The organism is Persicimonas caeni (genome assembly GCF_006517175.1).
GTDB lineage: Bacteria > Myxococcota_A > Bradymonadia > Bradymonadales > Bradymonadaceae > Persicimonas > Persicimonas caeni.
In genome coordinates this window covers 6,901,172-6,924,336 of sequence record NZ_CP041186.1, presented here as the reverse complement: position 1 = coordinate 6,924,336, position 23,165 = coordinate 6,901,172, and the positions used below count along the sequence as shown (strand labels likewise).

General features: G+C 62.4%; 16 protein-coding genes and 2 tRNA genes. 8 read left to right on the top strand and 10 right to left on the bottom strand.

Going from position 1 to position 23,165, the window contains the following annotated elements:
* Positions 1-12 precede the first annotated feature (12 nt).
* From FIV42_RS25775 to dnaJ, 6 genes are all read left to right on the top strand, one after another.
* Complete coding sequence (locus FIV42_RS25775) at positions 13-1,707, top strand: 2Fe-2S iron-sulfur cluster-binding protein (RefSeq protein ID WP_141200475.1); 1,695 nt, start codon at positions 13-15, stop codon at positions 1,705-1,707.
* Between the two features lie 58 nt (positions 1,708-1,765).
* Positions 1,766-2,905: a complex I subunit 1/NuoH family protein gene (locus FIV42_RS25770; RefSeq protein ID WP_141200474.1), complete on the top strand. Its 1,140-nt coding sequence runs from the start codon at positions 1,766-1,768 to the stop codon at positions 2,903-2,905.
* Positions 2,906-3,003: 98 nt separating this feature from the next.
* Complete coding sequence (locus FIV42_RS25765) at positions 3,004-3,543, top strand: NuoI/complex I 23 kDa subunit family protein (RefSeq protein ID WP_141200473.1); 540 nt, start codon at positions 3,004-3,006, stop codon at positions 3,541-3,543.
* On the top strand, positions 3,540-4,460 hold the full coding sequence (locus FIV42_RS25760) for a hypothetical protein (RefSeq protein WP_141200472.1): 921 nt from the start codon (positions 3,540-3,542) through the stop codon (positions 4,458-4,460). The genes FIV42_RS25765 and FIV42_RS25760 overlap by 4 nt, the downstream gene beginning before the upstream one ends.
* A gap of 193 nt (positions 4,461-4,653) precedes the next feature.
* Positions 4,654-5,640 carry a hypothetical protein gene (locus tag FIV42_RS25755; protein ID WP_141200471.1) on the top strand — a complete coding sequence of 329 codons (987 nt, stop codon included), beginning with the start codon at positions 4,654-4,656 and terminating at the stop codon, positions 5,638-5,640.
* A gap of 251 nt (positions 5,641-5,891) precedes the next feature.
* Positions 5,892-7,010 carry a molecular chaperone DnaJ gene (gene dnaJ / locus FIV42_RS25750; protein WP_141200470.1) on the top strand — a complete coding sequence of 373 codons (1,119 nt, stop codon included), beginning with the start codon at positions 5,892-5,894 and terminating at the stop codon, positions 7,008-7,010.
* Between the two features lie 48 nt (positions 7,011-7,058).
* On the opposite strand, the gene FIV42_RS25745 is transcribed toward dnaJ, so the two are convergent.
* The 9 genes from FIV42_RS25745 to FIV42_RS25705 all read right to left on the bottom strand — a co-directional run bounded on the left by FIV42_RS25745 (position 7,059) and on the right by FIV42_RS25705 (position 17,320).
* Positions 7,059-7,673: an RNA polymerase sigma factor gene (locus tag FIV42_RS25745; RefSeq protein ID WP_168210952.1), complete on the bottom strand. Its 615-nt coding sequence runs from the start codon at positions 7,671-7,673 to the stop codon at positions 7,059-7,061.
* A gap of 88 nt (positions 7,674-7,761) precedes the next feature.
* Complete coding sequence (locus tag FIV42_RS25740; protein ID WP_141200468.1) at positions 7,762-10,602, bottom strand: tetratricopeptide repeat protein; 2,841 nt, start codon at positions 10,600-10,602, stop codon at positions 7,762-7,764.
* A gap of 68 nt (positions 10,603-10,670) precedes the next feature.
* A complete protein-coding gene (locus FIV42_RS25735; protein ID WP_141200467.1) occupies positions 10,671-11,204 on the bottom strand; it encodes a hypothetical protein in 534 nt (177 codons plus the stop codon).
* Positions 11,205-11,284: 80 nt separating this feature from the next.
* The gene (locus FIV42_RS25730) at positions 11,285-13,597 is read right to left on the bottom strand and encodes a tetratricopeptide repeat protein (RefSeq protein WP_141200466.1); all 2,313 of its coding nucleotides are present in this window, start codon (positions 13,595-13,597) and stop codon (positions 11,285-11,287) included.
* Between the two features lie 17 nt (positions 13,598-13,614).
* Positions 13,615-14,358, bottom strand: coding sequence for a DUF192 domain-containing protein (locus FIV42_RS25725; RefSeq protein WP_168210951.1), 744 nt, complete (start codon positions 14,356-14,358; stop codon positions 13,615-13,617).
* Between the two features lie 2 nt (positions 14,359-14,360).
* A complete protein-coding gene (locus FIV42_RS25720; protein ID WP_168210950.1) occupies positions 14,361-16,577 on the bottom strand; it encodes a HEAT repeat domain-containing protein in 2,217 nt (738 codons plus the stop codon).
* 350 nt (positions 16,578-16,927) lie between these two features.
* Complete coding sequence (locus FIV42_RS25715) at positions 16,928-17,134, bottom strand: hypothetical protein (RefSeq protein WP_141200463.1); 207 nt, start codon at positions 17,132-17,134, stop codon at positions 16,928-16,930.
* A gap of 37 nt (positions 17,135-17,171) precedes the next feature.
* A tRNA-Glu gene (locus FIV42_RS25710) sits at positions 17,172-17,244 on the bottom strand.
* A 5-nt stretch (positions 17,245-17,249) separates the two neighbouring features.
* Positions 17,250-17,320: transfer RNA gene (locus FIV42_RS25705), tRNA-Gln, on the bottom strand.
* A 485-nt stretch (positions 17,321-17,805) separates the two neighbouring features.
* Between FIV42_RS25705 and FIV42_RS25700 the strand changes: the two genes are divergently transcribed.
* Positions 17,806-18,009, top strand: coding sequence for a DUF465 domain-containing protein (locus FIV42_RS25700; protein ID WP_168210949.1), 204 nt, complete (start codon positions 17,806-17,808; stop codon positions 18,007-18,009).
* A gap of 74 nt (positions 18,010-18,083) precedes the next feature.
* On the opposite strand, the gene FIV42_RS25695 is transcribed toward FIV42_RS25700, so the two are convergent.
* Positions 18,084-19,466, bottom strand: a complete 1,383-nt coding sequence (locus FIV42_RS25695) for a YihY family inner membrane protein (protein WP_141200461.1) — start codon at positions 19,464-19,466, stop codon at positions 18,084-18,086.
* Between the two features lie 293 nt (positions 19,467-19,759).
* On the opposite strand from FIV42_RS25695, the gene FIV42_RS25690 reads away from it, so the two are divergent.
* On the top strand, positions 19,760-22,984 hold the full coding sequence (locus FIV42_RS25690) for a lytic transglycosylase domain-containing protein (protein ID WP_141200460.1): 3,225 nt from the start codon (positions 19,760-19,762) through the stop codon (positions 22,982-22,984).
* The last annotated feature ends 181 nt before the right edge of the window (positions 22,985-23,165 follow it).

The following is a 23,165-nucleotide window of genomic DNA, read 5'->3' as shown; positions in this document are numbered from 1 at the left end:
AGTATTGCGAACATGGCTAAAGTCACCATCAACGGAACCGAAATCGAGGTCGACAAGGGTACGACCATCCTCCAGGCGGCCGCGCAGGCCGGCTACGAGGTCCCGCACTTCTGCTACCACCCGGCATTGTCCATCCCGGCCAACTGCCGGATGTGCCTGGTGGAGGTCGAGGATATGCCCAAGCTGCAGCCGGGTTGCTACACCCAGGTCAGCGACGGCATGGTCGTGCACACCGAGAGTGAGCGGGTCATCCGCGCACGCAAAGCGGTTCTGGAATTCATCCTCGTCAACCACCCGGTCGACTGCCCGATCTGCGACCAGGCCGGCGAGTGCAAACTTCAAGACTACTACATGGACTACGACGCGCAGGAGTCTCGCCTGCGCACCGAAAAGGTCCAAAAGGTCAAGGTCTATCCGATCGGGCCCGAGGTGGTCTACGACGGCGAGCGTTGCATCCTGTGCACCCGCTGCGTGCGCTTCTGCCAAGAGATCACGGGCACCGGCGAGCTGACGACGACCTCGCGTGGTGACACCTCCGAGATTCGCACCTTCCCGGGCCGCGAGCTCGACAACAACTACTCGATGTGCACCGTCGACATCTGTCCGGTGGGCGCGCTGACCAGCCGTGACTTCCGATTCAAGTGTCGCGTCTGGCTGCTGACCTCCACGGACAGTGTCTGCACCGGCTGCTCCAACGGCTGCAACATCCACCTCGAGCACTTCCGCAACGAGATCCAGCGCTACCGCCCGCGATACAACCCAGAGGTCAACGACTACTGGATGTGTGACGCCGGCCGGCTCTCCTACAAGGAGGTCCACACCGATCGTCTGCTCCACCCGATGACCAACGGCGCCGAGGTGTCGTGGCACGCGGTGGGCGAAGCCCTGGCCGACAAGGTCAAAGGCACGGACAATATCGGCTTGGTGGTCTCGCCGCAGGCGTCCTGCGAGGACCTGTACCTGGCCAAGCGTTTTGCCGAAGAGCACCTGGGCACCGACAAGCTCTACATCGGCGGCAAGCCCGACGGCTTTGCCGACGACCTGCTCATCAAGGCCGACAAGAACCCGAACACCCGCGGCGTCGAAGCCGTATGGGGCGGCCTGGGCAACATCGACTCGTTCGACCAGCTCGTCGAGGACATGGAGACCGGCAAGGTCAAAGCCCTCTACATGATGGGCACGCACATCCCGACCGACGAGGCGACCCAAAAACGCTTCCACAAGCTGGTCGACAAGCTCGACTTGTTCGTCCTGCAGGCGATGCACCGCGCCGGTCTTTACGACAAGGCCCACATCGCGCTGCCGGCGTGTAGCCACGCCGAAAAGGAAGGCACCTACGTCAACTACGACGGCATCGCTCAGCCGGCCTACAAGGCGTTCGCCCCGCACGGCGACTCGATGCCCGATTGGCAGATCTTCATGCGACTGGCTCGAGCCATGGGAAGCCCCTTCGGCTACACCTTCCTCGACCAGATCCGCGAGGAGATGTTCCAGGCGTCCGAGAAGGCAGCCGAAGAGGCCAAGCAAGAAGCAGCCCCGGGCGCCCAGGAAGGCGTGCCTGCCGGCGTGCCCGAGGACACCGAAGAGGGCAAGCAGGCCGCCGAGGCCAACGCAGCCCAAGATGCCGACAATGTCGAGCCGGCGCCGGCGGCCAAAGAGGAAGAAGCGCCGACGACGCCCAAGGACTCGGCTCCGAGTGCTGATTGATTTGATGAACGTTTCGATGGCAGACCCATTTTTGTCTGCTCGATAGTGAGGAAGGCTCATGCCGGAAGTACTGATCACAATCATCAAGATCGTCGCCATCGTCTTCGTCTTCGTGATGGGACTGGCGAGCCTGATGACGCTGCTGGGTGACCGTAAGCAGTCGGCCAAAATCCAGAACCGCGTCGGCCCGATGCAGGCGCAGTTCTTTGGCCAAAGCTTGTTCGGCCTGCCCCACTTTTTGGCCGACGGGATCAAGATGATCCTCAAGGAGAACACCATCCCCGATGGTGCCAACAAGTTTTTGCACACGTTGGCCCCCTCGTTGGTGTTCGTGCCCGCCCTGCTCGGCTGGGCGGCGGTGCCGTTCATGGACCACTATTGCGCCGGCGAGATCGAAGTGCTCGCCAACTACCAGGAGGTCTGTCACGGCGAGTGGAAGAACTACTTCCAGATCATGGACTTCAACGCCGGGCTGCTCTACGCCTTCGCCATCGCCGGTATCTCGGTATACGGCGCGGCGATTGCCGGTTGGGCGTCGAACAACAAGTTCAGCCTTCTGGGCGGCCTTCGCTCCTCGGCGCAGATGATCTCGTACGAGGTCTCCATGGGCCTGAGCCTGGCCGGCATCTTGATGATTTACGGCACCCTCGACCTCAACCAGATGGTCATCCAGCAGGGCCAGATGCTCGGTGGATGGTTGCCGCTTTGGGGTATCGTGGTCCAGCCGGTCGCCTTCTTCCTGTTCTTTTTGGCGGGTATGGCCGAGACCAAGCGCGCCCCCTTCGACTTGCCCGAGGGCGAGTCGGAAATCGTCGCCGGATATATCACCGAGTACAGCTCGATGAAGTTCGGCGCCATGCAGCTGGCTGAGTACGCCGCCACCGTCTTCATCGCCGCGCTCATCGCGGTCATGTTCCTGGGCGGCTGGCAGGTACCGTTTTTGTACGCCGACGGCTTCTACTTCGGCGGCATCGCCGACCCGTCGCTGCACATTCCGGTGCCCTACTGGTTGGTTATCATCCTGCGCATCCTCGCGATGTGCCTGAAGGTCATCGTCCTGGTCTGGCTGCAGTTCATGATGCGCTGGACGCTGCCGCGCTTCCGCTACGACCAGGTCATGGTGCTTGGCTGGAAGATTCTGCTGCCGCTCAGCCTCGCCAATTTGCTCATCACGGCGCTGATCGTGGCGATCTTTTAAGGCAGCGAAAAAGATAAAAAGCAAAAGAGCGAAGGAGAAAAAGGCAGAACTGCTTTTCACTCTTCGCTCCTCTGCTGGCACATACGGAGTTCAAAGCCATGTCGAACAACGTTCGAGTTAAAAAAGTCGACCGCATCAAGACCTCGCTCTGGGAGAAGAGCTATATCCCCGAGATCGCGCGCGGTCTGGGCGTGACGATGAAGCACTTCTTCACGAACCTGAACCCGAACAAAGAAAAGCGGCTCACCTTCACCCGCGACTACCCGTTCGAGCCGGCCGACTATTACCCGGAGCGCTACCGCGGCATGCACCGTCTGATGGTGCGCGACGATGGCAACGTGCGGTGCGTTGCGTGCATGTGCTGCTCGACGATTTGCCCGGCCGACTGCATCCACATCGAGGCCGGTGAGCACGACGATCCGGGCATCGAGAAGTATCCCAAGGTGTTCGTCATCGACGAGCTTCGCTGCATCGTGTGCGGCCTGTGCGTCGAGGCGTGCCCCTGTGACGCCATCCGCATGGACTCCGGTGTGCACATCCACCCGTTCACCGACCGTAAAGAAGCGTTCTACGAGCGCGACCTGCTCATGGAGCTCGGCGGTCTTTCGATGGCCAAACAGGGTGGCGAGCGCACGTGAATGGGAACGCGAAACTCTGGCTGTTCCCGGCTGCGCTTCTTGTCGTGGCCGGGATTGTTAGTTTTGTCGCCCAGATTGCCATCCTCCCCGGCGACGTCGAGGCCTCCGACTGGAAGGCCCCCGCCGAGTACGTCCTCGAGCACATCGGCCCCAACGATGTGATCAACGTCCAGCCCAACTGGACCGACGACCCCTATCCCTACCTGACCGAAGTTGGCGACCGGATCGCCCGCCAAGACAAACCGCTCGCCGAAGACACCTGGAGCCGCGAGCGTATCTGGCTGCTCGTCGAGACCGAACGTATCGACGAAGCGCTCGAACTCATGCCCTTCGAAGCCGCTGAGACCAAGTCATTCGGCGACGTGAGCGTCGTGCGCATCGACGTCCCCGAGAATCCGCCGGTCACCTACGAGCTGCTGCCGAACCTCGACGGAGCCAAGGTCACCCGCACCAAGGGTGACAAGGTCGTCGAGCGTTGCACCAACTGGAACAAGCGCAACGAAGCCTGGTACTGCGGGCGCCCCGACAGGTGGGTCTACGTGGGCCGGGAGTTCGTCGACCTGGGCGGGGACCCGCACCAGTGTATTTGGGCCCACCCTCCCCCGGACCAAAAAAAGGTACGCGTCGTCTTCCCCGACGTCCCCCTCCAAGAGACCTTCCGGCTGCGCGCCGGGCTGAACCAGCGTGGCGCACGGAGCAAACGGGCGACCGACCTGCACTACCGCGTCAGCGTGGGTGAGAAGTGGTCGCAGCAAAAGACGATTCCGGCTCGAGAGACGAGTTGGGAGCCCATCGACTTCGATACCTCCGAGATGGCCGGCCAGACGGCCGACGTCACCGTCGAGGTGTGGGCCGAGTCGATCTTCGACCGTTTCTTCTGCTTTAACGGCTGGGTACTGCAGACATCGAGTGATTGAGCGCTCGCTCAAGCACTTCCACAAAAAAATTTGGCACCGGCGCGATCCTACGTACACTAGCAACTGCGCGACGCGGTTATCCTACATCCGAGCACACAGATAACCGCGCCCACGGAAGGAATCACGCACCCGGTCGAGTCACCCGCCCAGGATGGGCCACGAGGGGCTCGCCAACGAGCGCCGGAGGTAGGCCATGAATTTCAGGAATTGTTTCCGACTGCTCATCCCCGCCCTTGGAATCGCTGCATCTGCGGTGCTTGGACAAGGCTGTTCGAGCAACTCCGGTGCCCCCTACCACATGTACGACTCGCCGCTGCTCGAAGGCCGGGTCGAGTCGCGCTACCCGCGCTCGCGGACCTACGATCTGGGGCTGGGTGATCACACGGAACCGAAGACGTACTACGCAGCAAACGACTCGCAGGGCGGCGGGCCCGCCCAGGGTCCGGCCAAGGAGAGCGCGGCCAACCAAGGAGGCTCGACGGAGCCTGCGGGCGGAGAGTCAAGGGAGATCGCACAGGCTGCTCCGTCCGAGTCGACCGCGTCGCCCAAGCCCCCTGCTCTGTCGACGCGCAGGCAGGCCCCGACCCAGGCGCACAAGGGAGCGCCCGCGAGCGACGAGACCGACTCGGGCGCGTCCAGCGACGTGGAGACGACGGAGGCTCCGGTGGACGACAGCGGCCCTGCCCTGGCGGCCGACTACGTCTGGAGCGTCTACAAGCTCAATGGGGTCACCTTCTCCAGCGCGGCGCGCCGCTCGCTTCCGAAGCTGTTTCGCGAGTGCAAGGACCGCGGCAAGATCTATCACTCGAGTCGCCCCGCCATCGGGGACATCGTCTTCTTCCACAATACCGGCGACCACAACGACGACGGGCGCAACAACGATTGGTACACCCACGCCGCGATCGTCGAGGCACACGGCGACGGCGGACGCATCACCCTGCTCGGATATCGCGGTGAGGAGGTCGAGCGCTTTGTGATGGACCTGGAGAGCCCGGACGCGGCCAAGACTCGCCATGGCGAGGTAGCCAACGCGCAGCTGCGCGCCAAACGCGCCCAAGACCCACCTTTCACGCAGTACCTGGCCGGCCAACTGTTCGCAGGCACCTGCTCGGTGCTCGGCGATCGTTCCCAGATCGTCGTGGTCGACAACTGGAAGCCCGGCATGGAGCTCGAGCCCTAAGACCGCGTCATCACAGGCCTTTACGGGCTCACACAGGTGGCTACACTATCCTTGTCTGCCCTCTGCCCTTTCGGGGCAAGAGTCAGCCACCGCCAACACCGCCGCGATCTCGCCAGGTACGGCTCGACGGGCCGCTGCTGCTGTTCGAGCGGCCCTCATTGACCTGAATGTCGGCGTGCCTAGACTTTCAGCACGATTCGCGACTTCCAGGGCGTTGAGCCGGCATGAGGAGTTTCTAGAGACAGGTTGTCATGACGAAGCGCGACTACTATCAGGTGCTCGGGGTGTCCCGAGACGCATCCGAGTCGGAAATCAAGCGAGCGTACCGCAAGCTCGCGATGAAGTTCCACCCGGATCGCAACCCCGACGATCCCGACGCCGAGGCCAACTTCAAAGAGGCCGCCGAGGCCTACGAGGTGTTGGCGGACGCCGAGCAGCGCCAGATCTATGACCGCTTCGGACACGAAGGCCTGTCGGGCCAAGGTGGCGGCCCCGGAGGACCGGGCTTCCACGATATCAACGACATCTTCGCCGAGTTTGGTGACATCTTCGGTGACATGTTCGGCTTTGGCTCGGGCACCTCGGGCCGCGGCGGCCAGAGTCGCGGCGCCGACCTGCGCTACGACCTCGAACTGAGCTTCGAGGAAGCCGCCTTCGGCACCACCAAGACGATCGTCATCCCTCGCCACAGCGAGTGCGCGCACTGCGAGGGTTCGGGCGCCGAGCCCGGCACCGAGCCGCTCTCTTGTGAGACATGCGGCGGACAGGGCCAGGTCCAGCACACCCAGGGGTTCTTCACCCTGTCGTCGACCTGCCCGCAGTGCAACGGCGCCGGTGAGCTCATCGAAGAAGAGTGCCAGGACTGCTCGGGCACGGGAGTGGTCGAAGAGGAACGCGAGGTCAGCGTCAAGGTGCCCGCCGGGGTCGGTAGCGGTACGCGTCTGCGGCTGCGTGGTGAGGGCGAGACGGGCCGCGCCGGCGGTGAACGCGGCGACCTGTACGTCTTCCTGCACGTCGAGCCCAGCGAGGTCTTCGAGCGCGATGGCGCCGACCTGCACTACACCGCCGAACTCTCCTTCATTCAAGCCGCCCTCGGTTGCGAAGTCGAAGTCCCCACCCTGGGCGAGCCCAAGCGCGTCACGTTCGAGCCGGGTACCCAGTACGGCGACACCAAGGTTTTGCGAGACGAGGGGATTCAACAACTCGGCTCGTCCAGACGCGGTAACCTGTTGGTTCACGCACGTCTTGCGACCCCCACGGATTTGAGCGACGAGCAGCGACGCCTCCTCGAGGAGTACGCGCGTCTTTCAGGGATTGAGCTCGGTGAGGACAAAGCCGAGCTGGAAGAGGTTTCCGAAAAAACGGGCTGACCCACGCACCGCTTCTCACGCCCGTCTTTCCCTCACGCCAGACCTTTCTCACGCCAAATAGGGCTCGAGTGTTGCGCGCAAGTGCAGCCTGGCACGGTGCAGCCGACTCTTGACGCCCCCGACCGACAAGTCGAGCACGTCCGCGATCTCTTTGAGTGGAAGCCCCTCGACCTCTTTGAGCAAAAAGACCGTCTGATATTTGGGTGGGAGTTCGTCGACGGCCTCGATGATCTTCTGGCGAAGTTCACGGTTCTCGGCAGCCTCATCGGCTCGCACACGCCATTCGGGGACCGACGCGACGTAGTAGTCGTCTTCGCGAAACTCGGTCTCCTCGTCGCTCACAGGCACTTCGCTGCGACGCTTCTTTTTGCGCAGTCGCATCAGCGCGGCGTTGACCACGACCCGGTACATCCAACTGCCGAAGGCCGACTGGCCTTTGAAGGTGTCGAGCTTGCGGTACATGTTCAAGAAGGCCTCTTGAACCACGTCCTGTGCGTCGGTCTCGTTCTTCATCAGGCTGAAGGCCAGACGAAAGGCCTTGTCCTGGTAGCGCCGCACGATCTCCTCGTAGGCGGCGTACTCGCCCTGTTGCGCCCACTCGACGAGCTCTTCGTCGGTGGCAGCATCGAGCTCGTCAGTCGAAAGGTCTCGGTCAGTGCTCATTTGGGCTGAGTATCCGGGGGTCCGCAGAACACCCCGAATGTCCCCACCGCCCTGTCTGATGTCAATGGAAACTTCGGGGTGCTCGAGTCTAGTTCGCGAGCGTATCGTCGACCGCGGCCTTGTCGACCCCGTCTTGGGCCGCACGCTCAGAAAACTTCTTGGCTTGGTCAGCAAATCCAGCAGCCTCGAGCGCCTCGGCGGCTTCGAGCAACACTGCCTTCTTCTCCTCGGGGAGCGCGCGTACGAGTACTTCATAAGCTTCGACCGCGCGCGCAGGATTATCGAGCTCGAGGCTCAACTCGGCGACGGCCCGCTGCGCGCGCGCCTCGAGCGGCTGAATCGCCACCCAGCGCTCCGCAGCCTCCATGGCCGCCACGTACTTCTCCTGGTCGCTCATGCGCTTCATGCGCTGCCGGGCGACCAGCGGGTTGTTTTGGTCGAGCTCGAAGAGGCGCCGCTCGGCCTTTTCGGCGAGTTTGGCGTCCGACTGACTCTCGGCGAGCTTGAGCAAGTTCATCCACGCCTCGGTGCCATCCTCGTATAGCTGCGTCGCCGCCTCCAGATGAACCCGAGCGTCTTCGGGCTTCTCGAGCATCATCGCCGTGTGACCCAACGCCACGCGAAGCTCGTAGCCGTCCTTGAACGAGTCGAGAATCGCCTCGCCGTGCTTGTAGGCGTCTCGGGCCTTGCCCTCGTTGAGCGCGAGCACAGCAGCCAGATAACGCACCGTAGCGTCGTCTTTGTCGAGACGCAGCGCGTGGTCGATGGAGCTCTTGGCATCGTCCATCTTCCCCTCGCGCATCAACGCCACGGCCAACTTGGCGCGGAGCGCGGCGTTTTTGGGCTCGGCGGACAACTTCTTCTCGAGCTTACGCACCGCCGGGATCGCCTCGATGCTGACGACGAACTGGTTCTTGAAATTCGAATAGCGCTTGCGAAGCCACGCCTCGAGATTCTTGTCGAAGGTCGCCACGTCGACGCCCAGCGCAGCTTTGATCACCTTGCCGGTGTCACGCTTTTGAGGGAACTCGTCGAGCATCTTGTTGATCGCCTCGAAACCGTACTCCTCGACGACGAAGTGGATGACCAGGCTCGACAGGTGATAGGCACGCAAGATCCCTTTGTAGGAGCGCGCCTGGGTGAAGCGCTTGTCGAGCTCGACCACGCTGGGCAAGTCCTTTTCGTCCATCATCAGCACGATCTCGCGGTCGTGGTGACGGATCCACGAAGGATCTTTGATGTTGGTCTCGTACTCGGCCAACCCCTCGGTGAACCAACGCGGCACGCGGTACTGGGCCTTCTGGATGTGGTAGACGTGAGCCATCTCGTGCCACATGACCTGGCGCCAGTTGAAGTTGCCGTCGCTGGGGCTTCGCATGATGACCACTCGTCCAAAGCAGATGCCATGCGGGCTGATATGCGGCAGACCGACGCTTCGGATGCCGAAGGTGGCCGGGTTGGGATAGATCTCGACGGCCAAGCCCTCTTTGGCCTTGAAGTCGTACTTCTTCTCGAAGGTCGCCATCGCCTCTTCGACCAGCGGCGGGACCATGACGTTGAGGGGATCGGTCTGCTTGCGATGGGTGCGCAGCTTGAACTTCCCGTAGGCGGTGAAGTCGTACTTGGGCATCGTCTTTTCGTACAACTCGACCATGTTGTAGGCGCGGTAGTTGTACGGGTCGGCGTTGAATGCCCTTTGAAGATAGCGCGCGCCCTCGTTCTCCTCGCCGATGCGCGTCAAGCCGATCCCCAAGCCCAAGAGCGCCGGGGCGTAGCCGGTCTCCAACGAGAGCGCCTGGCGATTGAGCTCGACAACCTCGACGTAGCGGTGCACCAGCTTGGCGTAATCGGCCGTCGACGTGTAGAGCTCGGCGAAATCGGGCTTGATGGCCAGCGCCTGCTTTTTCACCTTCTCGAAGCCTTCCTCGTCATCGTCGAGATAGCGGCAGGCGGCCTTGATGACATAGGCGTCGAGGTACTTGGGGCGTTTCTGGAGAATGCCGTCGGCGATCTGAGTCGCCTCGGGGCAATCGGAGTCGAAGATCGACAGCTCGGCGCGCGTCGTCAGCATGCGCGGGTCGCCCGGAGCGACCTCTTCGGCGCGGTCGAGATAGGCGCGCGCGTCATCGAAATAATTCTTCGACTGCATCTCCAAGCGCGCCATCGCCACGAGCGCGCCGGGATGCTTATCGTTGACCTCCAACGCCTCCTTGAGGGTGCGATGAGCGTCGGCCATATTGTACTTCGACAGCAGCAGCTCGCTCCAAGCGACCAGTCCGTCGACGTACTTGGCGTCCTTCTCGTACATCTTCTCGAAGGCGTAATGCGCGTCGTCGAAGCTGTCGAGCTCCCACATCGCCTCGCCGAGCAGCCGAAGCTCGAAGGGCGTGTCCAAGAGACCGTTGTTGAAAAATCGTGAGAACTGGTCGAGGACGGCTTTGCCCTCGGCCTTCTTGCCGCGATCGAGCAGAAGTCGACCGAGCTCGAGGCGCACCGGATGCGCCTTGGGATGCTCTTTGAGGTAGGTGCGAAGCTCCGTTTCCGCCTTGTCCCACTCGCCGGACGCCTTGAGGAGTCGCCCAACGGCGGCCTTGGCGCGAGCCTTGTCCTCGAGCTCGACGCCTCGCTCGAACGCCGACTTGGCAAACCGCGCCGCCAGATCGAGGTTGTCGTCGTACTCGGCCAGGCGCGCACGCACCAGCAGCGAGGCGGTATCGTCGTGGCGAAGGGAGAGTTCCTCGGCGCGCTCGTAGTCCCCTTTGGCGAAGGCTGCTTCCACCGGGCTTGGCCCGGCGGCGTCAGCTTTTGCGTTGTCGGAGGGAGTCTGCGCCCCGGCCGACGGCGCCACCAGAAGGGTCAGCAATAGCGCCGCCGAAGCCGTCAGTGAGACAGGGGTCAGCGAGAGAGACAGGCGTGTCGAATTTGGCATTTGTCGCTACGGGCCGGGGTGCGGATTCGAGCGGCTGCCTGGACTCAGGAACTACACTACCCTGGGCCTCACAGGCCGGAGACGATTCTCCACTTGCCGCCCTCTTGGATCAACTCGAGGCGGTTGACATCGACGCCGGCGTCCCAGGCGACGTCTTCGCCCACCTTGTACTGGTAGGCGTAGTCGTACTTGTAATCGATAAAGGCTCGATCTTTGGACACTTCGACCCCTTGGACCAGCACGTTGTACTTAATGTCCTGGGCATGCTGGGCCATCATCTCGAAGACCTCGCCGAGATGCTCGGCGCTATAGTCGTCGGTGGTCGTGTCGGTGGTGCCCGCGTTGTCGTAGTAGTCCTCGGAGATGAGACGCTTGAGCGCTCCGAAGTCTTTGTTGACGACCGCCTGGCGGTAGTGAACCAGCACGTCGATGACCTGCCGATTGGTGGTCGTGTCGGCGATCTCGGCTTCTTCGTCGATATTGAAGCCGGGATTGTCGGCGTACAGTTCCTCGGAGCGGATATAGTCGCTGCCGCAGGCCACGCTCGACAGCGCGGTCAGGCTGACCAGGAACACCACCACAAATCGTCGCATCAAAGCCATTGAGCCACTCTCCATTCGCAAAGCATCTCGCATCGGGTAATCCTTGAAGTTCCCACTGTTGGACGCGTGGGCTGATAACACTACTGCGTTCCTATCCTATTCCCCCGCTTCCATGCAATCCGAGCAAGCCACTCTCGCGCCGAGGCGCGATAGGCGGGGCGCTCGCTGGCGCGGAGTTTCTCGAAGGTCTGCTCGGCTTGATCGAGTCGGTCCAGAAAATAGGCCGTCGCCCCGAGCATACGAAGCGCCTCTTGGGAGAGTATCCCGTCCGTAAGCCCCGCGTTGGCCTGCTCCAAGTACGGAATGGCGCGCTCCCACAATTGCTCGGCCCACAGACGCCGCCCCACCAAGTACGCGGCCAGAGCGTCGTCATCGTGTTGGTGGTGCCAGTGCATGGGATAGTACAGCGACACCCCGTTCGACGCCTCGCCGAGCAGGTATTCGAAAGCCTGCTCGCGCCCGCTTTCGGGAGCACGCGACAGCGCGTCGAGCTTGACCTCCAGCAGTCTGCGGGAGTCACTGGGCACCCCGAGGCCGAGACAATCTCGATAGGCGTCCTCGGCAACCTCTGTGTTCCCACGCCGCCAAGCGAGATCACCTCGCAGGTGGAGCAAGCGCGCGCGCACTGCCGGGGCCTGCTCGTCGTCGAGTAGTTCCTCGACGACTTCCTGCGCACGCTCGTATTCTCTCGCCTGGGTCAGCGCGTGGGCATAGGCGATGCGGTGATTGATGTTGCGCGGGGCGAAGCTGATGATCTGCTCGTAGGTCTCAGTCACCATCCCCACGTTGCCCTCGCCCGCGGCCAGCCCCGCCTGGCGCTTGAGCTCACCAATCTCGCGGGCGCAGACCTTGTCGAAAATCGTCGGCCGGTCGAACAGATAGCGCGCGAGCTCCATCTCGTGCTCCGACAACTCGAGTTTATCGACGAACGCCTCCCACTCCCCGACCAATTCGGTGGCCGGTTTGCCGTAGGCCTGCTGAAAGTCGCCGGTCGGGTACGCCCTCTTGAACTTCTCGACGCCGTACTCGTCGATCAGAAACCGCACAAATGATCCCACCAGTGTGTAGGCGCGCCCCGAAGACTGCGTCCAAAAACCGGACGCGTCGACGATGTAGCTGATGCTCGGGGCGAGCTCCAGACGCCGAAGCGCCGCGCTCGCCTGGTGCGGTGAGAGTTCCTCAGTGGGCCAATCGGCCGCGGTGGCGGCCCCTTCGACGAGCCCCATATTGACGCCCACCCCCGCCTGCATGCTCAGCTTGAGGGGCCCGGCGCCGAACGGCTCGGTGAAGATATGCGCCAATTCGTGGGCGAGTTTGTGGTCCCCGTAGCCTCGCCAGGTGATGTGCATCTCGTGGAGCCACAACTTGGCCACAAGCGTGCGCCGCCCGCCCATCAGCCGACCTTTGACCTCGCGGTCGGGATAGACGTAGCTGTGTATCTTGCCCTCGGTCGCCGGATCAGTGCCGAAGAAGTCAGCCATCTCGGCATACCGAAACTCGTGATCCTCGGCCAACTGCTCCCTGTTCTTCAAAAAGTAGCCGGTCTGCGGGTAGTGAATCACGAAGTGCTCGGTCTCGAGCCGACCGCCGAGTTGTTCCTGGATATACTCGCGATCAATTCGAATTCCGAGGTCGTGACGATACGCCCAGATCGACCCAAAGGCGGCCAGCCCCAGAAGCACCCAAATGGCGACCCAGCGCGAGGGCCGCCCCTGCCGACGCCGCCACACCACCTCGATGGCAGCCAAGACCACGATCGCCGCGGCCATGTTCATCGCGCGATACCAAAGCAGGCTCGACGGAAGCGACAGCGCCTCGTCGTAAATCGACCCGCTGAAGTAGCCCAAGAAGAGTTGATGTCCCACGATGGGCGGCTGGAGGGCCAGATGCGCCAACAGAGTCGCCGCGCTCGCCACGATGACGATCACACAGAGCCCGATTTGCAGACGCCCGCGCCCGGGCAGGAGCGTGGCGACGAGCCAGCCGATGGTCTGCCCCAAAAAGATCGCAGGCACGGCGATGGCCAGCCAAAACCCCACGCCGGTGCCATAGGCGCAGTTGACCACCCGAAGCGCGTTGAGGCTCAAGAGGAGCGCGGGCACGACGAGCAGAAGCTCGTGGCGCACCAACAGCACGAAGAAGTCGGATGTCGGAGAAACGTCGCGTTCGTCAGCCAGCGGCGCGCGAAGGACGTCGCCGTTGACCGCGTGCAGTGTCAGAAAGGTGGTCGTGATACCGCCGAGGACGCCAAAGACCGCCGCCGATTCGTAGCCCAGCAGGTTGACCAGGGGGATAAAGCAGGAGAGGACGCCTGCCAACGCGGTCATGATGAACGCAGCGGCGTACACGTGCGTCGGCGCGAGCCAGGACAAAAAGGTTCGGACAGGCTGCATCCAGAGTCTCGAAGAGGCTATTTTGGCGCGCGGGGCGCGTGCTTTTCGTCGATATGGTCGAGCTGCAACTGCTGGCCCGGCTCGATGCCCACCTCAGCGGCGCGACCGGCGACGAGCTCCAGAACGTAGCGCGTCGGTCCCTTCGATTGGCGCCGAACGCGCGTGAGCGGCTCGGCTGCCTCGATGATGTTGACGACGCGCCCCCGACCGTCGATGAAGATCATGTCGAGCGGGATGAAGGTGTTCTGCATCCAGAAACTGCGAGGCGCCTCATCGGGATAGATGAAGAGCATGCCCCAGTCGTCTTTCATCTCGCGGCGAAACATCAGACCTTTGGTCTGCTCGGCCGGGGTAATCGCAAGCTCGACGTAGAACTCGGCGACCTCGTCGCCGTTGCCGTCGATGAAGGTAACACGAGGCGTGTCCGATTCATGCCGACCGGTCACCGCCGGAGGCACCTGACAGCTGCCTTCGATGCAAGACAAGTAGCTGTCGCAATCCTCGATGGTCGCGCAACTCTTGCCTACTCCCTCCGGCCCCGACTTGCTGGCCGCTTTGTCGGCCCCCTTCTCGGTACCATTGGCCTCAGCCCGAGCCTGGTCGGGCCGAGTTTTGGCGGTCTTCTGCTCGCACCCGACCGCGGCGACCAAGACGGCGACGCAAAGGAGGCAGACCTTCCAAGTCTGGTGGCCAGGCGCGACAGCCTTTCCACCAGGTCGAGAAAACCTGCCTCCGATCAAGTTGGCGACGTCGTCGAGCACGCTCATATCTTGCGAAGCGTCTTCTGGATCAGTTTCTTGAGGTCCGGATCTTCTTCTTTGTCGAGCAGCGCCTCGAGGTTCGACTCGGCGGACTTGTCGTCGAGCTCCCCCAGCGCCACGATCGCCGCGCGTCGAATGTCCGGGTTGGGATCTTCGAGCACGCTCAGCACAAGCTCGGTCGCGCTCTCGTGACCGGTCTTGCCGAGCGCTTCGATGGCCGCCACGCGCAGGTTCGGATCGGCGGCGTTGAGCTGAATGGCGATACCGGTCGTCGCCTTGCCATCTTTGAAGGTCGCCAGTTGGCGAATCGCGGTCAGCTGCACGGCGCGGTTGTCGTCGGAGACCGAGCCGCTGAGCATGCTGATGACGTTACGCACGCCGGTCTTGTCTTCACGTGACACGAGCTGGCTCAGGGCGCGGAGCGCATTCGCGCGCACCCTGGGGTCTTTCGCCTCGGTCAGCTTCTTGATCTCGTTCCACTTGGTCGCCTCGCGGCGCTGCGCCATCGCGTCGATGGCCGCGGCGACGACCTCGGGCGACTTGTCGTCGAGATATCCGGCGAGGGTATCGAACATCTCGCCGCCTTTGTAATTCGCCAGACCGTGAGCCACGCCGGCACGCACCGCCGCGCTCTTGTCGTCGGCGAGCTTCTCGAGCACCTCGAGCGCCTTGTCGTTGGCGAACGCGCCGATGGCTTGCGCCGAGGCGCCGCGGATGGCCGCATCGCGGCTGTCTGCGCCTTGGACCAGCTTGTCGAACACCTTGCGGCCTTTGCCCTGCTTGACCGCCCGCTCACCCAGCGCCTGGTAGGCCAGCCGCTTGATGACCTTGTCGCGCGAGTCGGTCTTTTCGAGCACCGAATCGAGCGGTTGGGCGACCAAGAGCTTGTAGGCGTACTCTTCGATCTCGTGGGCATTCTCGCCTTTGGCCACCGCCTTGGTCAACGCCGGCAGCGACTCGACCTTGCCCCCTTCGGCGAGCACGTCTGCGGCTGTCAGGCGCTTGCGACGCGTCTCGGCGCTCAGGAACTCCTCGACGGCCTTGCGGGCCTCATCGGAGTCGACCTTACCAAGCTTGCGCAGCGCCAGCTCGGCCGAGCGCGCGGTGGTGTTCTCGGCGATATACGTCAGCCCCACAATCTTCGACTTATCGTCTTTGTCTTCGGCCAAGGTGCGCGCGATGGAGAGGCGAAGCTCGTCGCCAATCTTCTTGTTCTCGAGCGCCTCGAGTTGCTTGGCATCGGCGTCGAGCGCCTCCAGGGCGTCGGCGGAGGCCTGGCTGACCGGGGCACGTTTGTCACTCAAGTGAGTGTAGAGCGCGTCGACGACTCGCTCGTCGCCCTTTCGCTTGCCCAGCTTGGCGGCCGCGTCGACCGCCTCCTTCTCGGAGCCCTTGTCGAGCAGATAGAGCGCCTCGAGCACGTTGAACTTATCGGACTTGGCCTTGCCCAAGAACTCGGCGGCCGCACGGGCGAGCTTGTCGCTCTTGTCCGACTCCATCATCTTTTCGACTGCAGTCAGCACCTTGTCGTCGTTGCGGTGCTTCTCGAGGACCGAAAGCGCCTTTTTGCGCACCGAGACACTGTCGTGGGTCAGCAGCGGAGTGACCTCGCCGACATATTCGACGTCGAGCTTGGGCAACAGGCTCAGCACCTGGTTGACGGTAAACGGCAGGCCGTCGCCGAGGTAGGTGAACAACGCTTTTTGAAGCTTGTCGTCCCCCTTCTTCCAGCGGCGAGCGAACTCGCTGGCCGAAATCAACTCGCCGTCTGGCAGGCGGATCTGAGCGTGGGAAGTGTCCGAAAGCGGAAGCGCGCGCCACATCGGCAGGGTCAAGCTATACGCCGAGAACGGCACGTCCGCCCGAGTCATCGCGCCTTCGTAATAGCCCGGAAACTCGACCTCTTTGACGCCCAATTCGGTGAGCGTGTAGACCGTCTCGGCCATGATGATCGAGGCGTAGCCCTTCTTGGACGAGTCGATCTTGACCGAGACCTTGGGGTTGCCCGGGAAACGGCCGGTGATGCGAATGCTCGAGTGGCCGTAAGTCGCCTTCTTATCGTCTTTGAGCAGGTTGAACGCATCGAACAAGGTCGACTTGCTCAGCTTGCCCTTGAGCTCTTTGTACTCATCGACAGGCACCAGAACATAGTGCTCGCCGGTGGGCAAATCGACACGCTCGTAGGAGTAGCGCACGGTCCCACCCTCGGCCCAGGCCATCGACGGACTGGCGGCAACGAAGGCTAGCGCAGCAACGGCTGCGGCAAACACGCCCTTGGCTCGGCTGGCGTGGGCGCTGGCAGTGAGGGGACGAAAACGGTCAAGTAATCCGCAACGCATCGCGTCAACTCTCCTAAATCTGTACTCGCGTCGAGTGCTCTTGGGCAGCTTGTGCCGACCATCGACCAATAAGACGAGCGAAATGGGATTTCATTCCATTTCGCGTGAGACGTTTTACCGCTCGCGCCGTCGATCCACAAATGGAAATGCCCGCCGAAGCGGGCATCTCGACACCAGCGCCACCTCGACACCGAGGCTCGGGGCGGCGTGGTCCAGATTGTTCACGCGGTTTAGCGAAGCTCGAGCTGCTCGAGCTGCACGCCCGTTTTGGTCAAGACCGTGGCGCACTTGTAGTCGGTGCACACCCAGTACATGCCGCTGGGGCCTTCGCTGCGCATCACGCGCGTCATCTCCATCTCGCTCTCGCACGTCGGACAGGTCTTCTTGATGCCTGCGTCGCGCTTCTGACTAGCGATCTTTGCTGGTTTACGTGCCATGAGTCACTCTCCTAAGAAAAAGACAACCTTCAGTCAATAGCCCGTACGGGATTCGAACCCGTGTTACCGGCGTGAGAGGCCGGCGTCCTAAACCCCTAGACGAACGGGCCACAAATTCGGGCACAAGGATTCGAACCTTGACTCTCGGGACCAGAACCCGATGTCCTGCCGTTAGACGATGCCCGAACAAGCGACGAAGCGCTTGAATCTTGCGTTTTGTCTCGGCGGCCGAATCATTGAGCCGCTGCAAGCGCACGGCGTTATAAGAGACGACCTATGCTGTGTCAACGTCTTTTTGCCTGCGTGCTGCTCACCGGCGCGACACGTGGTTTTGACACCTCCCCATAACAGGGAAGAACAGACGCGTATTTCGGCGTCTATTAACGAAATCGAAAACCTTTGCACCACATTGACACCCTCTCGGGGCGTGGCTATCGTGTAGGGGAGTTAAGCGGGCTTGCAGTCTGGCTCTCACACCACCGAGGCGAGCGCCATGGGTGTCCACATTCTCCGGGCACAATCCATCACTCCTCACGAGCGTCGCTTCGTCTCATTTTTCCCCACTCGAGCCTTGTCCCATCCCGTCAGCCCCTCGGCTGACACCGCTGCAGGTGCGTTTGACGCATGTCCGTCCCCAACCCAACTCAGCCCCTGTGACTATGGAGGCACGCATGTCCAAATCGACAGCTAGACGCGACGATCTTTTCGAGGAAGCATCGCTCGAGCAGCTGAAAAGCGAGCATCAAAATCTCGAGCACCGTCTACGAATGCTAAGCCGCCCCCGCTCCAAATCACCGGAGGAACTCGCAGAGATGCAGCGCATCAAGAAGAAGAAGCTGGCGATCAAGGACAAGATGATGTCGATGCAAGGATAGGCCGAGCCCCCGACGGGCTCGAATAACGCCCAAAGCCGCTGCTCGAGCAGCGGCTTTCGCGTTTCTTGGCGCCGTCAGACCGCCATCCCGTCGGCCGCAGGCTCGTCGACCGCCGGCTCGTCGAACGCCTCCTCGATTTCGGGAGGCAAGGCATCAAAATCGACCAACTCCAGTGCTGTATACCCTTCCAGGGTGCGTCGGGTGCTCGTGCGGAATTCCTCCCACAGACGGTCGACCGGCCGCGAACCCTGGGCGACGTGGTCCTGCAAAAAGACCGCGACAAGTTCATCGAGCCGAATCGTGTCGAGCGAGCGCGCGGGCAACAGCCCCCTACTCTTTTTGTCCTGGGCCCGACGCAAAAAGTTACTCTTGAGCAGCCGCTTGATCGTCTCACGCACGATGGTCGGGTCGTAATGGGTGCTCTCTACCAGCGCCCTCTCGCTCACCGGCGAGTCACCGCGGTGAAATGCCGAGGCCACCGGCGCGAAGATCTCGAGGGCGACCAGAGGATCGTACAACTGACGACTTCCTCCGTGAGAGTGCTCGTCGCGCTGGCGCGTCAATAGCATGCTGCGAAGATTCTGGAAGCAATAGGCCATCTCGGCGCCGATGAGGATGATCGACCACGTGATGTAGATCCAGATCAGAAAGATCGGGATGAGCCCCAACGCTCCGTAGATCTTGTTGTAGGCGTCCAAGATAACCAGATTGATGTACTGATTGAACCCCCACTTGGCCAACTCGAAGGCCACCGCCGTGAAGAGCCCGCCGACCAACGCCGCCTTCCAGCTGACCCTGGCGTTGGGCAACAATTTGTTCATCAGCGTAAAGAGCACCAGCGCATAGATCACCGGCAGGCTCTGCGAGAAAAAGCCGGTGTCGATGCCGAACCGGCTCAAATAAATCTGCAAGCGCGCCGAGTGGATGAAAGACAGCGACAAGAGCACCGGCCCGAGCGTGATGATAGCGTAGAAGGTCAGAAATTTTGCCAACAAGGGGCGATCGTGGGTGCCCCTCCAGATGTTGGTGAAGGTCTGCTCGATCTTGTGGGTCAAGACCAAGCTGATGATGACCAAGGCCACGCCGCCGATGCCTCCGACGGTGTTGGCGCTGTTGGTGGCAAAATCCTTGAGGTAGGCGGCGATGTCGCCGGCGGCCGACGGGGTGACCGTGGCCAGCACGTCGTTGATGAAGCCCGTCTCCGACTCGAAGACTCCGAAGGCGGCCATCAGCGAGGTGGCCACCGACAACATCGGCACCACCGACAGAGCCGAGATAAACGCCAGGCTGCTCGCCAGAGTTACGGCGTCGTCGTGGCGAAATTGGCGCACGACCATCCAGACAAGTTCGACCGGCATCACCAGTGCGCGCTGCCACCAGGTCAATGAGTCGAACTCACCTCGCCGGTAACTGGCAAAAATGTCCCGCACCCGAGCGACGCGTTGGAATTTATCCATCGGCCGCTCCTATTTCAGTAACCGTAACAGAAACCTTATCCGGTTCATGGGCCTATCTCGTTAAGCTTTGTGCTAAAGTTTACGCTACCATCATCCTCGCCACAGTAAAGTTCCGTGCAAAAAGAGCCTGCAGAAGCCGCTGTGAGTCCCTCGAGGGCGACGAACGCAGAGTCGCGCTTAGATTCTGGTGCTAGACGCCAAAACATTTATAATGATGATCCGCGGGGCCTATCCGTAAGGATCTGCGTGGTTTACAGATCTGCGGTCGCCGCACAGCACGGGAAGGCATAGCTATGACGGAGCATCGAAGCTTCTGGTACAAATCGCTCGGAGTCATCTGTTTTGCCGCGGCAGCCGTCTCGCTCGTTCCCGAGTTGGCCGCTCAACGCTTTCAGGGGACCGCAGGCGGAGTGGACGCCGCTCCGATCGACGCCGAGGGCGTCGAGCAGGTCCGAAAGCAACTCGAAGTCCCAGGGGTGACAGCCACAGCCAGCGCCAAGCTGGTCGACGCGCGTGCGCGAGCGCAAGCCAAGGCCTACGCCCAAATTGAAGGGGAGGCGCTCACGCGCGCTCACCAAGCGTTCGTCGAGCGACGCTACGACGAGGCCGAGCAACTCTTGCGCGCGCTGATCGAGCACCGATCGACACAGCAAGCGAACAGCGAGCAAGCGAAGCGCACGACCGCGATCGAGCGCGAGCTCGACAAGGCTCGCCTGCTGCTCGCCCACTTGTATAGCGAGACCGATCAACACGCCCAGGCCGCCAAGGTCTTCGCCAAAATTTCGGACGACACGCCCGTCGGCGACTTCGTCGACTGGTTGCACGCGCGCTCACTCCACGCCGCCGGCAAGCCGGCCCAGGCCGCCAAGCTCTACGAGTCGGCTTACAAAAAAGACACCACCTTGGTGAAGCTGCGCGCCCGCGTCGAGCAGGCACATGCCCTCGCCGACGCCAAGCAGTGGAAAGAAGCGCTGCCGGTGCTCGAAGAGTCGATCGATAAATTCCCGGACTATCCGCGTCGCTATCTGCTGCTCTACCAGCGCGCTCGGGCGCTCGAGGCGCTCGGCAAGCTCGACGATGCTGCGGCCGCCTACCAGGAGGCCTGGTTCGAGTTCCCGCACAAAGACACGGGAGTGAAGGCGCGCCAAAAGGTGCGCCAGCTCGCCAAGCAGGGCCACGAGGCCCCCGAAATCGACCGCGACGAGCTCTTCTCGCGCTACCGCCGCCTGCGCATCAACAAGCACTGGCCGCTGGCCGAGAAGCTCTTCTTGGAGCTGTTGGAGGCGAACAAGACCGAAGACGGCCATTCGGCCTTCGAGCACCAGATCCTCGTGCAGCTCGCGCTCAACGATTACGTGCCTCAGAACTACGAAGAGGCATTCGCCTGGCTCGAGAAGCTGCGCAAAGCCTACGAGGCAGGCCACACCGCCGGCATCGACGACGAGTTTCTCTACAAGTACTTGAGCCGCACCTACTCGCGGATGGGCCAGCTCGACAAGGCCCTGGCGATGCTCGAGAAGGCCTACGAGAATCGGGGCAGCTACACCCTGCGCTCAGAGAAGGCGCAGTTCTTCGATGATCACGGCATGTACGATCGTGCCAAGCAGATCTACGACACGTTCTACTCGAAGTGGCGCAAGCGCGGCTGGCAATACACCTGGCTGCTCTACAAAACCGGTGAGTTCCAGCAGGCCTACGAGAACCTGACACGCCTGGCCGAACGCTCGCGCGGCCAGCGCCGGGCGAAGTACATGTACTGGGCGGCGCGCACCCTGGAGCGTGGCGGCAACCTCGAAGAAGCCGCCAAGCTGTACGGGGACGTCTCCGAGGCCTACGAGCTCGGCTATTACGGCATCCAAGCGCGCAACCGCCTGCTCGATATCCAGCAGCGCAAGGCCGTCGACGGCTCGGTGCTCGCCGGCACCCAGGGCCTGGTCGAGCGAGGCGACGAGGTGCTCGAAGAGATGGACCGCGCCGGCGACGCGCTGGCCAAAAAGCAGACGCAGGCACCGTATCGCGACCCGCGTCTGGTGCAACGCACCGGCGAGGGCGAACCGGCCGCCCCGCCGCAGGTCGCCGACCAGGTCTCGCACGTAAAATGCGAGGCCGAGACCCCCGAGGACCAACAGTTTTGCGAGTTGATGGCCGGCAAGCTCACCGGCAGGAGCAAGAAGGCGCTGATGATGGCGCTCGCTCCGATGCGCCCCTACTCCGGGCTGCTTTCGACGGGCATGCCGGGGATGACCCCCGATCAGGTCGCCGAGGCCGCGTTTGACGATGACGAGAGTAACGATGTCGTCGAGCTGGGCGACAAAGCCGGCGCCGACGCGCCCGCGCCGCGCCGCGGCATCCAGGTCACCGAGAAGACCCGCACTGCCCCGCGTATCCGCTACAACACCGAAGCACGCATCTATTGGGAGGGCCGAAGCGACTCGCCGGTGGCGTTCGTCAAAGCCGAGAAAGGCCAGGTCATCGGACCGCTTCCCGACGAGCCGTGGGCGTACGATCAGGAAGACTATCACGGCGGACTCGCCCGCGCGGTCGACACGGTCGGCGAGCTGTTCCCGCAACTCGAGCGCGCCCAGTGGCTGCGCGACGCCGGCTACACCAAGTTTTCGCGCTGGGCCATCCGTGACGCGGCGCTCGAGTTCCGCGGACTGTCGCGCCGTGGAAAGCCCTACTCCAAGCCGCACGAGCTCCCCTACGAGCGCTGGGAGCACCTCATCGACAACCGCCGCCGCGAGGCAGGCTTCTGGGGCTACAGCTCCGACGAGGAGCGCTATCCGGTGCCCGACTCGGCCCGCGCCAAGAAGCGCATGCTCGAGCGCCATCAGAAGATTTACGAGAAGCGCGACGAGCTCGACAAGCTGATGCTCGACGCGATGAAGGACGTGGGTGACTACCACCTGGTGCGCCGCTTCACGTTGGGCACCGGCCCTTGGTACCGCAAGGACCCGCAGGGGCCGATGCGCTACAAGTGGATGCAGGCCTACCCGCGCGCCTTCCCGCGACAAGTCTTGCGCGAGAGCATCAAGAACGGAGTCAATCCGTACCTGGTGTGGGCGCTCATGACGGTGGAGAGTTCGTATAACCCCGACTCGATCAGCCCGGCCGACGCGCTCGGCCTGCTGCAGGTCATCCCGCGCACCGGGCTGAAGACCGCCGAGATGCTCGGCGACGAAGACTTCGGCCCCATGGACCTGCTCGACGAAGACATCGCCATCCAGCACGGCGCATTCTACTTCAGCAAGCTGGTCAAGAAGTTCCGCGGCCAAGAGCTTTTGGCCATCGCCGGCTACAACGGCGGCCCACACCGCGTCGCCGCCTGGATGGACAAGCGCGGCCGCAACATGCCGATGGACGAATTCGTCGAGGAGATCCCGTTCAACGAGGCGCGCGGCTACGTCAAAAAGGTCATCCGCTTCCTGTCGCTCTACCTGCGCGTCTACGAGGGCGTCGAGGAGGTGTACGTGGGCCAGAAAATGCGTCTGGACTATTTGCCGCAGCCGAATTTCTAGAATCGCGCCTCATCCCTGAAAAGCGGCGCCTAAAGTCAGCACTCAAATTGCCTTTTCGCGCCGCAGTTCAGGCGCCTCAAATAGCGCGCCTCGGTTTCTGGAGGCCATCTATTAGGGGCTTAGGCCACTAGGGAATCGCGTATCTGCTACGCCTTCCAACTCGCTGCTCTCTAATGGCCTT